10 protein-coding genes are annotated in these 13,632 nt (G+C 70.5%); 5 read left to right on the top strand and 5 right to left on the bottom strand.

Annotation, left to right across the window (positions count from 1 at the left end):
* Positions 1 to 99: 99 nt before the first annotated feature.
* The 4 genes from G361_RS0123960 to G361_RS0123945 all read left to right on the top strand — a co-directional run bounded on the left by G361_RS0123960 (position 100) and on the right by G361_RS0123945 (position 4,102).
* Complete coding sequence (locus G361_RS0123960) at positions 100 to 1,302, top strand: argininosuccinate synthase (protein WP_026343421.1); 1,203 nt, start codon at positions 100 to 102, stop codon at positions 1,300 to 1,302.
* A gap of 125 nt (positions 1,303 to 1,427) precedes the next feature.
* Positions 1,428 to 2,324, top strand: a complete 897-nt coding sequence (locus G361_RS44740; RefSeq protein WP_036495652.1) for a class I SAM-dependent methyltransferase — start codon at positions 1,428 to 1,430, stop codon at positions 2,322 to 2,324.
* Positions 2,325 to 2,341: 17 nt separating this feature from the next.
* Positions 2,342 to 3,763: an argininosuccinate lyase gene (gene argH, locus G361_RS0123950; protein ID WP_026343420.1), complete on the top strand. Its 1,422-nt coding sequence runs from the start codon at positions 2,342 to 2,344 to the stop codon at positions 3,761 to 3,763.
* Positions 3,764 to 3,778: 15 nt separating this feature from the next.
* The gene (locus tag G361_RS0123945; protein ID WP_019929651.1) at positions 3,779 to 4,102 is read left to right on the top strand and encodes a multidrug efflux SMR transporter; all 324 of its coding nucleotides are present in this window, start codon (positions 3,779 to 3,781) and stop codon (positions 4,100 to 4,102) included.
* Positions 4,103 to 4,157: 55 nt separating this feature from the next.
* Here G361_RS0123945 and G361_RS44735 read toward each other — a convergent pair whose 3' ends face one another.
* Positions 4,158 to 7,532: a serine/threonine-protein kinase gene (locus G361_RS44735; RefSeq protein ID WP_036495651.1), complete on the bottom strand. Its 3,375-nt coding sequence runs from the start codon at positions 7,530 to 7,532 to the stop codon at positions 4,158 to 4,160.
* 109 nt (positions 7,533 to 7,641) lie between these two features.
* Positions 7,642 to 8,862 (bottom strand): threonine ammonia-lyase, encoded by a 1,221-nt coding sequence (gene ilvA / locus G361_RS0123935; protein WP_019929649.1) that lies wholly within the window; start codon positions 8,860 to 8,862, stop codon positions 7,642 to 7,644.
* A gap of 262 nt (positions 8,863 to 9,124) precedes the next feature.
* Here ilvA and G361_RS0123930 point away from each other — a divergent pair, with 262 nt between their 5' ends.
* On the top strand, positions 9,125 to 10,618 hold the full coding sequence (locus G361_RS0123930) for an NCS1 family nucleobase:cation symporter-1 (RefSeq protein WP_019929648.1): 1,494 nt from the start codon (positions 9,125 to 9,127) through the stop codon (positions 10,616 to 10,618).
* Between the two features lie 95 nt (positions 10,619 to 10,713).
* Here the strand turns inward: G361_RS0123930 and idi are convergent, their stop codons facing one another.
* From idi to G361_RS0123915, 3 genes are all read right to left on the bottom strand, one after another.
* Positions 10,714 to 11,304 (bottom strand): isopentenyl-diphosphate Delta-isomerase, encoded by a 591-nt coding sequence (gene idi, locus G361_RS0123925; RefSeq protein WP_019929647.1) that lies wholly within the window; start codon positions 11,302 to 11,304, stop codon positions 10,714 to 10,716.
* On the bottom strand, positions 11,301 to 12,173 hold the full coding sequence (locus G361_RS0123920) for a geranyl diphosphate 2-C-methyltransferase (protein WP_026343418.1): 873 nt from the start codon (positions 12,171 to 12,173) through the stop codon (positions 11,301 to 11,303). The genes idi and G361_RS0123920 overlap by 4 nt, the downstream gene beginning before the upstream one ends.
* Positions 12,174 to 12,240: 67 nt before the next feature.
* Positions 12,241 to 13,629, bottom strand: coding sequence for a family 2 encapsulin nanocompartment cargo protein terpene cyclase (locus G361_RS0123915; RefSeq protein ID WP_019929645.1), 1,389 nt, complete (start codon positions 13,627 to 13,629; stop codon positions 12,241 to 12,243).
* Between the last annotated feature and the right edge of the window lie 3 nt (positions 13,630 to 13,632).

Genomic DNA, 13,632 nt, shown 5'->3' with positions numbered 1-13,632 from the left:
TGCCACCCCCGGTTGTGAATGGGCTTGCATCATCGTGCATAATCATTTGCAGGTGGAGCGGGCTGCCCATTCGTACAAAATTCTGAGGAGCGCATGAACATGGCCGATCGCGTCGTACTCGCCTACTCCGGCGGGTTGGACACCTCCGTCGCCATCAGCTGGATCGGCAAGGAGACCGGGGCCGAGGTCGTCGCGGTCGCCATCGATCTGGGGCAGGGCGGCGAGGACATGAACGTCGTGCGACAGCGCGCGATCGACTGCGGCGCGGTCGAGGCGGTCGTGGTCGACGCGCGCGACGAGTTCGCCGACGACTACTGCCTGCCCACCATCCAGGCCAATGCGCTCTATCAGGGTCAGTACCCGCTGGTCTCGGCGATCAGCCGCCCGCTGATCGTCAAGCACCTGGTCGAGGCCGCCAAATTCCACAACGCCGGTACCGTCGCGCACGGCTGCACCGGTAAGGGCAACGACCAGGTGCGGTTCGAGGTCGGCATCGGCGCGCTGGCCCCCGACCTGACCGTCATCGCCCCGGTCCGCGATTACGCCTGGACCCGGGAGAAGGCCATCGCCTTCGCGGAGGAGAACGACCTCCCGATCAACGTCACCAAGAAGTCGCCGTTCTCCATCGACCAGAACGTGTGGGGCCGCGCGGTCGAGACCGGGTTCCTCGAGGACCTGTGGAACGCGCCCACCAAGGACGTCTACGACTACACCGTCGACCCGACCGTCAACTTCGAGGCGCCCGACGAGCTGATCATCACCTTCGACAAGGGTGTGCCGGTCGCGATCGACGGCCGTCCGGTCAGCGTGCTGGAGGCGATCGTCGAGCTGAACCGCCGCGCCGGCCGTCAGGGCGTGGGCCGCCTGGACATGGTCGAGGACCGGCTCGTCGGCATCAAGAGCCGCGAGATCTACGAGGCGCCCGGCGCGATCACCCTGATCGCCGCGCACCAGGCGCTGGAGAACGTCACCCTCGAGCGCGAACTGGGCCGCTACAAGCGGCAGATCGAGCAGCGCTGGGGCGAGCTGGCCTACGACGGCCTCTGGTACTCGCCGCTGAAGCGGGCCCTGGACGCCTTCGTCCGCGACACCCAGGAGCACGTCTCCGGCGATATCCGGATGGTGCTGCACGGCGGCAACGCCGTGGTCAACGGCCGCCGCAGCGAGCAGTCGCTGTACGACTTCAACCTGGCCACCTACGACGAGGGTGACACCTTCGACCAGTCGCTGGCGAAGGGTTTCGTGCAGATCCACGGCCTGTCCTCGAAGGTCGCCGCCCGCCGGGACCTGAACAAGAAGTAGCGGTCCGCCGCGCCGGTCGGCCGCCGCGCGCCGCCGCGGCGGCCCAGGCGTACCGTCGGATGGCGTTCGCCCGCCGCAAGCCGGTGGTCGCGACGTATATCCGAGGGAGTCCGACAGGAGGCGTGGTGCGAACCGACGACGACAGCTGGGAGATCACCGAGAGCGTCGGCGCGACCGCGCTCGGCGTGGCGGCCATGCGCGCCGCGGAGACCCGCCGCGACGACGCCCTGTTCCACGACCCCTACGCGGAGCGGCTGGTGCGTGCCACCGGTAGCTCCGGCTGGACGCGGCTGCTCGACGGCGACTTCGCGCGGCGGCGGCAGGAGCTCGGCCGCGCGGGTGCGGGCAACGGCGCCTTCCTGGTCGGCCGCACGGTCTACTTCGACGAGTACTTCGCCGCCGCGACCGCCGCCGGGCTGCGGCAGGTGGTGATCCTGGCCGCCGGCCTGGACGCACGGGCCTACCGGCTCGAATGGCCTTCCGGCACCGTGCTTTTCGAGCTCGATCAGCCGAAGGTGCTGGCGTTCAAGGCCGAAGCGCTGACCGGAGTGGCGCCGGCCGTCGATCGCCGTGAGGTGGCCGTCGACCTCCGGCACGATTGGCCGAAGGCATTGCGGGACAACGGCTTCGACACTTCGGCCCCGACCGCCTGGCTGGCCGAGGGGCTGTTGCGGTACCTGCCCGCCGACGCCCTGGATCGCCTGTTCGACAACATCGACGGGCTCGCCGCCCCCGGCAGCCGGATCGCCCTGAACACCGGGCAGGTCCGGTCGCGGCGCTCGGAGCACGAGCGGGCGGCCCGCACGAAGCTGCTGGCCGACATCGGCATCGAGCTCGACATGGACAACCTCTGGTACGACGAGGACAACCGCAGCGATCCGGCGGATTGGTTCGCCGGGCACGGCTGGACGGTATCGACCACCAGCCTGGCCGAGGTCCTGGCCGCACACGGCCGTACGGGTACGGCGGACGAGACCGCCGACATCGACCGACACACACTGTTGACCGCGATCCGCGGGTGAGGAGAGACGACGCAGCGATGAGCCAGGGTGGCAGCACCAACGAAGGGGCGTTGTGGGGCGGCCGGTTCGCCGCCGGCCCGGCGGAAGCGATGGCGGCGCTGAGCAAGTCGACCCATTTCGACTGGGCGTTGGCGCCCTACGATATTCGCGCCTCCAAGGCCCACGCCCGGGTCCTGCACAAGGCCGGGCTGTTGTCGGACACCGAGCTGGCCGGTATGCAGGACGGCCTGGACCGGCTCGCCGCCGATGTCGCCTCGGGGGCCTTCACCGCCGCGGAATCCGACGAGGATGTGCACGGCGCGCTGGAACGCGGCCTGATCGACCGGGTCGGCCCCGAACTCGGCGGCCGGCTGCGCGCGGGCCGCTCCCGCAACGACCAGGTGGCCACGCTGTTCCGGATGTGGCTGCGCGACGCCGCCCGCCGCATCGGCGCCGGCCTCCTGGCGGTGGTCGACGCCCTGGTGGCGCAGGCCGCCGCGCATCCGGACGTGGTGATGGCCGGTAAGACCCACCTGCAGTCCGCACAGCCGGTGCTGCTGGCGCATCAGCTGCTCGCGCACGCTCATCCGCTGCTGCGCGACCTCGACCGGCTGGCCGATTTCGACAAGCGCGCGGCGATCTCGCCCTACGGCAGCGGTGCGCTGGCCGGCTCCTCGCTCGGCCTCGATCCGGAGGCGATCGCCGCGGATCTGGGATTCGATGCGGCGGCGGCCAATTCGATCGACGCCACCTCCGCGCGCGATTTCGCCGCCGAGGCCGCGTTCGTGCTCGCCATGATCGCCGTCGACCTCTCCCGGCTCGCCGAAGAGGTGATCATCTGGAGCACACCGGAATTCGGCTACGTGACGCTGGCGGACGCCTGGTCCACCGGCTCCTCGATCATGCCGCAGAAGAAGAATCCGGATGTCGCCGAGCTGACCCGCGGCAAGTCCGGCCGCCTGATCGGCAACCTCACCGGCCTGCTGGCCACGCTGAAGGCCCAGCCGCTGGCCTACAACCGGGATCTGCAGGAGGACAAGGAACCGGTCTTCGATTCGGTCGCCCAGCTCGAACTGCTGCTGCCCGCGCTGGCCGGCCTGGTCGCCACCCTGACCTTCCACCCGCGGCGGATGGCCGAATTGGCCCCCGCCGGTTACACACTCGCCACCGATATCGCCGAATGGCTCGTCCGCCGGGGAGTTCCGTTCCGTGACGCGCACGAGGCGGCGGGAGCCTGTGTGCGACTGGCGGAATCACGCGGGGTGGGGCTGGCCGAGCTGACCGACGGCGAGTTCGCCGCCATCGACGCGGCGCTGTCGGGGGAGGTGCGCGAGGTCCTCACCGTCGAGGGTTCCATCGCCTCCCGCAACGCTCGCGGCGGCACCGCCGGGGTCCAGGTCGCGAAGCAGCTCGACGAGGTCCGGCAGACGGCGACCGAGGCCCGTGCCCGGCTGCGCTGACCGTATCGTGCGGACATGATGTTCGTGCTGTTGGCGCTGGCCATCGCGTCCGAGGTGTCGGCGACGATATCGCTGAAACTGTCCGAGGGTTTCACCAGGCCGGGGCCGGCCGTGGTGGTCGTGATCGGCTACCTGGCGGCGTTCTTCTTCCTGTCACAGGCGCTGAAGCGCGGCATGGCGGTCGGCGTCGCCTACGGCGTGTGGTCGGCGGTGGGTGTGGTGGCGGTGGCGATCATCGGCGCGCTGTTCCTCGGCGAACGGCTCACCGCGGTGCAGATCGGCGGGATCGGCCTGCTCATCCTGGGGGTGCTGGCCCTGGAACTCGGTGGGGCGCACTGATTTTCGATACCGCGCCGAATCGGTTGCGGCGCAATGGGACTACCGGCAGTCGGCCCTACTCGCCGGGAGCCGTCGCCGGGATCAGGGTGGCGACGATATCGGGAATTCCGGTGCCCGCGTCCGCGATCGGCCGGGGCAGCCCGCGCTCGGTGCACAGCAGCACCGCCGGCCGGGCCGCGGTCCTGGCCTCCGCGGGCCGGCCGGCGGCCCACAGGCAGCAGGCGTGCAGCAGTTGCGCGTCCACGAGCGCCTCGGCGCGATGCTGCGGCTGGATCTCCCGCACCAGCTGTGCGGCGCGTTCGCAGGCCTGCGTCACGGCCGCGGCCGAGCCCTGGGCCAGCAGCAACCGGATCGCCGAATCCTGATCCAGTTCGGCGGTCGCGGCCAGCACCCGGGTCGGCTGCTGCCGGTACACCGGCAGCCGGCCGAGCCGCTCGCGCACCTCGTCGGCGATCGGCAGCCCGAGCCGCACCCGCTCGTTGGTGATGCGGGCGGCCACCCGGGGCATCGAGAGTTCGGTGGCGAACCGGTCGCCGGTGGCCAGCAGATGCGCGGCGCGCTCGGTGTCGCCGCGCGCGGCCGCGAGCCGCGCACCGGTCCCGTACGCGCAGATCAGGAAATCGCCGGTACCGGGGTGCCGGTGCTCGGTCGCCGCGGCGGTCAGCAGGGTGTCGGCCTCGGCGAGCCGGCCCTGCTGGTAGCGCAGTCCGCCGAGCAGCGCACCGGCCAGCACGGCGGCGCGGCCGCGCAGCTCCGAGCTGCCGGCCATCGCCCCCGCTGCGGCGGCGAAATGCTCCTCGGCGGCCTCGATGTCGAGTTGTTCCGCGGCGGCCAGGCCCCGGATGCAGTGCGGATGCATCATCGCGAACGGCGGCATGTTCCGGGCCAGATGCATCGCGGTCCGATACCAGTGGTCCATCGCGGCCGTGTCGAACCGGTTGAACGCGTCGATCGCCGCGAGATCGGCCGCCGCCAGGGCCATTCCCGCCTCGGGCAGGATGTCGAGGTTCGAGGTCACCGAATCCGGCACCGGTTCGAAGCGATCGGAGATATAGCTCTCGACACCCGCGATCAGGTCCGCCTCGGCCCGGCGCGCGACCTGCTCCGGCACCGGCGGCGGATTCGTCGTCAGCGCGGTGCGGGCCCGGGCCAGCGCGGCGCGAACCCGCGCACTGCGGCCGAGGCCGGCGTTCGCCCAGCCGACGCACAGTTGCAGGCGCGGCCGGTCGTCGGTCAGCGGGCTCGGCAGTTTGGCCATCAGCCCGAGGAAGGTGGCCATCTGCGACGCCTCGACCAGCCGCATGGCACGGGATTCGACCAGATCCACCGCCCGCTCCTCGTCGCCCGCGGCCAGTGCGTGATCGACCGCCTCGGTGAGCAGCTCGTGGTCGGCGAACCAGGCCGAGGCCCGCCGGTGCAGGACCGGCACCTGGTCGGGATCCAGATAGCCGAGCCGGCGCTGCAGGTGGTCGCTGAACAGCCGGTGATAGCGGAACCAGTCGTCGTTGTCGTCCTGCCGTTGCAGGAACAGGTTGCGATCGGCGATCTGCTCCAGCAGGGCCCGGCTGTCGGCGCGGCCGGACAGCGCGCCGGCCAGGCCGGCGCAGATCCGGGAGGTCACGGTGGTGGCCATCAGGAAGTCGAGCAGTTCCGGATCCAGCGATTCCAGCACGTTCTCGGTCAGATATTCGCCGATGGCGTGGTGGCGGCCGCTCAGGTTGTCGATGAAGCCGGCCGGATCCGCGCGGCCGGACAGCGACAACTGGGCCAGTCGCAGCCCGGCGGGCCAGCCCTCGGTGGACTCCCGGACCCGGCCGACCTCCTTCGGATCCAGCTCCAGCCCGGAGGCCCGGATCAGGAAGTCGCCGGTCTCGGCCGGGTCGAAACGCAGTGCGGTGGTGTCGATCTCGACCAGTTCGTCGTCCACCATGAGTCGGCTCAGCGGCAGCCCCGAGCGATCCCGGCCCACCAGCACGATCCGCAGATGATGACAGCCGTGTTCGAGCAGATAGGCCATCGCGGCCCGGGTGCTGACGCTGTGCACCCGCTGCCAGTCGTCGACGACCAGCACGACCGCCTGTCCGCTCTCGTGGATCTCGTCGATCAGGGTCGACAGCACCGAACGGGTGGCGTCGGTGGATCGCTCCTGCAGCACCGCCACCAGCTCCCGGGCGATCTCGGGCCGCACCCCGCGGATCGCCTCGACCAGATGGGTGAGGAACCAGACCACGTTGTCGTCGTCCGGATCGGCGGTCAGCCACGCCACCGGCACGCCCTCGGAGCGCAACTGCCGGGCCCACTGCGCGGCCAGCGTCGTCTTGCCGAAACCGGCCGGGCCGAGGATGACCACCAGCCGCCGCTGCTCGCCGCCGCGCAGCACGTCCAGCAGCCGGGGCCGGTCGATCGCGGTCCGGGTGGCCGCGGGCGGGCGGAACTTCGTCGCCGCGAACGGCGGCGGGGGCTGGGTCGGGGGACCCGCGATCGGCGCCGCGGGCGCCGTGTCGGCGTCGCCGGGGGCCGCGGGGACGGCCATCACGTCGATCGGCTGACCGGTGACGCGCTGTGCCTCGCGCAACCGCTCACCGAATTCGATCGCCGAGGCCGGGCGATCGCCCGGGGCGACGGCCAGCGCGTTCTCCAGCACCGTCGCGACCGCGTCGGGAACGCCGTGCTCGCGCAGATCCGGCGGCCCGCCCGCGGCGATGCGGGCCAGTTCGGCGGCCGAGATGTCGTGCCGCGGGCCGGTGCCGTGCGACTGCGCCGGAGAATGGCCGCTGAGCAGGCAGAACAGGGTGGCTGCCAGCCCGTAGACATCGGCGGCCACGGTCGGCGTGGCGCCGTGCAGCACCTCCGGCGCGGTGAAGGCGGGTGTGCCGTGGACCAGCGCCGAGGTGATCGTGGCGTCGTCGCCGAACCGGGCGATGCCGAAATCCGACAGCTGCGGTTCGCCGTAGTCGGTCAGCAGGATGTTGCCGGGTTTCACGTCGCGATGCACCATCCCGCGGGCGTGCGCGGCGGCGAGCGCGCCGGCGATCTTCACCCCGATCGATACCGCGTCCGGCCAGCGCAGCGGCCCGTTCGCGCGCAGCAGCCGGTCCAGCGAACCCCGCGCGCAGAACGGCATGACCAGATAGGGGCGGCCGGTCGCGGTGATGTCGACGTGCAGGATCTGGACGATGTTCGGATGCCCGGACAACCGGCCCAGCGCTCGCTGCTCCCGCAGGAATCGGATGCGCTCGTCGCCGCCGACCTCGGAGGTGAGTACCTTGACCGCGACCGATCGTTCGAGGGCGGATTCGCGGCAGCGGTAGACGATGCCGAAGCCGCCGCGGCCGACCTCCTCCGGACCATCGAAACCAGCCGCCACCAGTTCTGCGGCGACCCCGGTGAACATGCCCCGCTGCGTCGCGGCCTCGTTCGATTCGGCCATCAGTTGCTCATCGTTCCACGGGTGGGTCATGGCTGACCCCGACCTGTTGCCCAACGATAGCCCCGATCGATGCCGAACGGTAGCCGCGTGGCGTGTCGCCGCAGGTGGGTCAGTCCTGTACCCGGACGGTGTAGCCGGAGTCGCGCAGGGCCTGCAGCACCTCGTCGCGATGGGTCCGGCCGCGGGTCTCCACGGTGATCGCGACCTCGGCCTCGTCGATCGCCAGCCAGGCGCCGGTGCGGGAGTGCGCGATCTCGAACACGCTCGCCCCGACCCGGCCGATCTCGGCCAGCATCCGGCCCAGACTGCCCGGCCGGTCCGGGATGGTGATGCGCATGGCCAGATAGCGGCCGCCCGCGGCGAGGCCGTGCCCGATCATCCGGGTCAGCAGCAGCGGATCGACATTGCCGCCGGAGACGACCGCGCACACCGGCCCGGTGACGCCGAGCCCCTCCGGCCCGTGGGCGAGCAGCGCCGCGACCGCGGCGGCGCCGGCGGGCTCGACCACCAGTTTCGCGCGTTCCATGCACAACAGCAGCGCACCGGACAGCGCGTCCTCGTCGACGGTGACGACGTCGGCGGCGTACTTCGCGACGTGCTCGAACGGCACGGCACCGGGCATACCCACCGCGATACCGTCGGCCATCGTCGACATCCATTGCAGCGCAACGGGTTTACCGACATCCAGGGATTCCGGCCAGGCCGCCGCGGCATCCGCCTGGACGCCGATCACCCGCACGTGCGGCGCGCGGTGGTGCAGGACCGTGGCGATGCCCGCGAGCAGTCCGCCGCCGCCCAGCGGCACCAGCACGGTCTGCACGTCGGGCATCTGCTCGAGCAGTTCCAGGCCGACCGTCGCCTGACCGGCGACCACATCCGCGTGGTCGAACGGGTGGATCATGGTGGCGCCGGTGCGATCCGCGAATTCCCGCGCCGCCGCGAGCGCCTGGTCCACGGTGTCGCCGACCTGGTGCACGGTGGCCCCGTAGGCCCGGGTCGCGGACAGTTTCGGCAGCGACGCGCCGATCGGCATGAACACCGTGGCCGGGATACCGAGCGCGGTCGCCGCCCAGGCGACGCCCTGCGCGTGGTTGCCGGCGCTGGCCGCGACCACCCCGCGGGCTCGGTCGGCCGCGGGCAGATTCGCGATCCGGTTGTAGGCGCCGCGCGGCTTGAACGATCCGGTGCGCTGCAGGTTCTCGCACTTCAGCAACACCTGGAAGCCGGTGTGTTCGGACAGGACCCGCGACGCGACCAGCGGGGTGCGGCGGATCACCGGTTCCAGCAACCGGGCGGCCGCCGCCACATCCTTCCACTCGATCAGCGTCATGGCCGTCATGCTGCCAGACCGTGGCGAATCGTGACCGCCGTCGCGCGTAGCAATCTCATAGCAAGTACAGCGATGTTGCGCGATCGTCATCTCGCGGACGGCCGTTCCCGGCCGCCGCCTATGCTGAACACCGGCATCCACCGCACCCGCCGCCGGACGATATATCTTTCGCGCAATGACCGGGAAATGGCGGAGCAACGGGCGGGCAATGGTGCGCTTCTACGGTCGGTGAGTCAGTTTCGACTTCGGATCGGATTGCACCATGACCGAGACCATCAACCCTGCCGCGCCGGCGCCCGCCGCCGCGGTCGTCGGCGTACCGGACGGGTACGACCCCCGCCTGACCAACGAAGATCTGGCGCCGCTGCGCTCCCAGTCCTGGGGCACCTACAACATCTTCGCGTTCTGGATGTCCGACGTGCACAGCGTCGGCGGCTACGTCACCGCCGGCAGCCTGTTCGCCCTGGGCCTGGCCAGCTGGCAGGTGCTGCTCGCGCTGCTGATCGGCATCACCATCGTGTACGGGCTGTGCAATCTGGTCGCCGCGCCGAGCCAGCGGGCCGGGGTGCCGTATCCGGTGGTGTGCCGCAGTGCCTTCGGGGTGCTCGGCGCCAATATCCCGGCGATCATCCGCGGGCTGATGGCGGTCGCCTGGTACGGCATCCAGACGTATCTGGCCTCGGCGGCGCTGATCGTGGTGGCGATCAAACTGTGGCCGGGCCTGGCGCCGTACGCGAAGGTCGGCGACTACGGATTCCTCGGGCTGTCGCTGCTGGGCTGGGGCGCCTACCTGCTGCTGTGGGTGATCCAGGCGTGCGTGTTCTGGCGCGGTATGGAGGCGATCCGCCGCTTCGTCGACTTCTGCGGTCCCGCCGTCTATCTGGTGATGTTCGCGCTGTGCGGCTACCTGGTGTACAAGGCCGGCTGGGGTGCGGTGAACCTGAGCCTCGGCGATGTGAAATACCATGGCCTGGACGCGGTTCCGGTGATGCTCGGGGCAATCGCCCTGGTGGTCTCGTACTTCTGCGGCCCGATGCTGAATTTCGGTGACTTCGCCCGGTATTCGAAGTCGCTGAACGCGGTACGGCGCGGCAACCTGCTGGGCCTGCCGATCAACTTCCTGGCCTTCTCGATCATCGTCGTGATGACCGCCTCGCTGACCATCCCGGTGTACGGCAAGCTGATCACCGACCCGGTGGAAACGGTGGCGCGGATCGACTCCACCTTCGCGATCGTGCTGGGCGCCTTGACCTTCACGATCGCCACCATCGGGATCAACATCGTCGCGAACTTCATCTCGCCGGCCTTCGACTTCTCCAACGTCAGCCCGCAGCGGATCAGCTGGCGCGCGGGCGGCATGATCGCGGCGGCCGGTTCGGTGGTGATCACGCCGTGGAATCTCTACAACAACCCGGACGTGATCCACTACACCCTGGAGGTGCTGGGCGCCTTCATCGGCCCGCTGTTCGGCGTGCTGATCTGCGACTACTACCTGATCCGCAAGCGGCACATCGTGGTCGACGATCTGTTCACCATGTCGAGTGCCGGAAGTTATTGGTACCGCAAGGGTTACAACCCGGCGGCGGTCGCCGCCACCGTGATCGGCGCGGTCTTCGCGGTGTTCCCGGTGCTGTTCACCCATCTGACCGGGATGTACACCGCCGCCCAGTACAGCTGGTTCATCGGCTGCGGGGTCGCACTGGTGGTGTACCGGCTGGTCGCCCCGCGATTCGTGACACTGCCCGCCGGCGTCTGAATTGTGCGGTGCCGGAACCGGATTCGGTTCCGGCACCGGAACGCGTACGGACCCGGGCCGATCGGCCCGGGTCCGTACGCGTGCCGTACCGCCGATCAGTCGGCGCCGGACGAAATCCGGTGCGGCCCGGCCTCGTCGGCCGCGAGCGCCACCCCGAGCACCCCGCCCAGCCACGGCGTGTACTTCTCCGGATCCGCCGCGAGCGCCGCGGCGAGCTGGTCGGGCGCCACCCAGGCCCAGTCGCCGATCTCCGCCGGATCCGGTCGCGGTGGCGCGCCGGCGAACCGGCCGACCACGACATGGTCCCACTCCCGCTCGATCCGGCCGGTCGCCGGATCGAGGGCGTCGTAGCGGTGCACCCCGACCTCGCTCAGGCCGGTGCGGACGCCGAGCTCCTCGTCCAGCCGCCGCGCCGCGGCGACCGGCACCGGTTCACCGGGCTCGGGATGGCCGCAACAGGCATTCGACCAGCGCGACGGGAAGCGGGTCTTGACCGCGGCGCGCTGCTGCAGCAGCACCCGCCCGGCGGCGTCGAACAGCAGCACCGAGAACGCCCGGTGCAACTGTCCCGGCGCGGTGTGCGCCGCCAGGACCGAGCACGACCCGACGGGCCGGCCCCGCTCGTCCACCAGCTCGACCGGGAGGGTCTCCCGGTCGACCGGTGTCGCCGCCTGGTTGCTCGTCACCTACCCACCTTATCGGCGGCGATGAGCAGGTACTGGAAGCTCCCCTCCTTGTACGAGGTGAGGAAGGGTTTCTCCACGCCGGTCGCCAGCTCGGAATGGGTGCGCAGTTCCCAGTAGGGGATCGTCGCGGCGGTCAGGTCGACCACGTTCACCGGGACCAGGTTGTTGGCCGCCATCGCCCGGAAGTACTCGCTGCGCGGGTGGATCATGCAGCCGTAGTGCGCGTCGATCCAGCTCACCGAGGAGGATTTGCCGCCGATGACGTCGTTGGAGCAGCCGGTGATGCACACGTAGCGGCCACCGGGCTCGAGCAGCCGCGAGAACTCCGCGAACAGCTCGTTCAGGTCGACGTACATCGTGGTCTCGTTGGTCCAGATGCCGCGCTTGCTGCCGGTCTCGAATCCGGTCTCGAGCATGTTGCGGAAGTGGAAGCGCACCTTGTCGGCCACGCCGCGCTCGCGGGCCTGCTCGTTGGCGAACCCCACCTGGTATTCGGAGATGGTGACCCCGTCCACCCGGCAGCCGAAGCGCTGATTGGCCATGAAACTGGTGCCGCCGCGGCCGGATCCGCCGTCCATCAGGCTGTCGCCGGGGCGCACGTCGCCCAGGTGATCCAGCAGCAGTTCGGCCTGGGCCGTCTCCAGCCGGTGCAGATCGCGGACGATCCGGTCCTGCCGGGTGCGGTCGGGGCCCTCCAGCACCGACCAGTCCGGCTCACCGATCCCGTAGTGGTGGTGGTAGAGGCCGTCCACCTCACCCAGCTTGGTGTTCACCCGATCGTCGTTCGGATTGTTGTTCCAGTACTCGGCGACCGACCGCTGATAGGTGGTGCGCAGGACCGACTGGGATTGGGGGTCGAGCATGGTCATGACGATCATCCTCTCGATCTGTGAAATACCGCTGGGTGATGCGGGAAATGCCGGGGTACAACGAAATTCAGTGATCGTGATACCGGCGGCTCTGCGCGTGCCACGCGCGGTTGCCACCCATCCACGACCACAGTCCGACGAGGAACCGGTGCAGTTCGGGGGAACCGCCGGCGGCCGCGGCGGCCGCCTCCCGCTCGAACCGGTGCATCAGTTCGTCGTGGACGTCCGCGGTGCGCCGGACGGCGTCGGCGCGGGAGCAGCGCTCCTCCGCGGCCAGTACCGTCGGCAGGTTGAATTCCCTTCCGCCGGAAAGGTCTTCGCGTGCCATCGAGTACAGGTCGTTCACCATCTGCGCGGCCAGCGCCGCGGTGGTGACCACCCGCCGAACCCGCGGGTCGCAGTATTCGGCGTCGCCGAGTTCGTAGCCGCCGACCACGTCGATCGGCGCCATACACGGCAGGAAGCTGTGCGGCTGCCGGTTGGTGAGGTACTCCCACACCGGTGGCATCCGCCCGGCGTTCCGCCAGCCGGCCTCCGCGCCGAGCGCGATGAACCAGCCGCCGATCTCGGTGCGCAGCCGCGCCGACTGGGCCGGCGTGGCGTAGTGCGCGAGATGTTCGAACGAGGTGCGGAACGCGCGCAGGATCGGGTCGGCGCTCAGGGCCTGTTCGAGCCGGGCCACGTACTTCGCCGGCAGGTGGGCCGGATCCATGGTGGCCATGGCCAGTTCCAGCCGGGGCCCGAGTTCGGCCTCGGGGGTGGACATGGTGCCGTCGGGTGCGTGCGGGTCGGCGTCCTCCTCGCAGTAGTAGTCGTCGACCGACCATTCGGAGACAGCGCATTTCGCCACCGACAGCAGCAGATCCGCGTTGTCGCAATCGGGATGGGCCAGCATGATCAGGCGGCCGAAGTCGGCCTTGCGCAGATCGTCGAGCCGGCCCTCGTACAGCCCGATCGCCTCGGCCCACGCGATGATGCCGACGTTGACCGCCTCGGCCAGCGCCGGATCGTCGCGCACCGGGGGCGGGCAGTACAGCGGCGGAATCGATTCGGGCCCACCGGCTGTCGAGCTCTCGGCGGCCGGTGGCGCGACGGTGCCGCCGCCGGGTGACAGCGTGGTGGCGCCGAGTCCGGTGGGGCCCGCGGGGATGCGGGGCCGGGTCCGGATCGGGTCGCTCGCCGCGACATCCGGTGTCGCGGCGACCGCCGAATCGGGCGGTGCGAGCAGCAGTCCGGCGGCGCCGAGTCCGGCCGGGCCGAGCAGCCGCCGCGGGACCGTACTCGCGGTCATCGCCGCCAGGGGACTCGAAGGTGGTTGGGGGGATACGACATTCGCGAATCCCGGCAGGACGAGGAGCGCCGGTGGCGCGGACCCGAGATCGCTCAGCAGTGCCGCGACCGCCGCGGCCACCTCGTCGGTGGCCGGCGGCGCCGCGGCACGGGACAGTACCGACATGGT

The organism is Nocardia sp. BMG111209, assembly GCF_000381925.1.
Classification (GTDB): domain Bacteria; phylum Actinomycetota; class Actinomycetes; order Mycobacteriales; family Mycobacteriaceae; genus Nocardia.
Note: the sequence above shows the minus strand (reverse complement) of the source record. Positions and strands in the feature narration are given on the sequence as shown.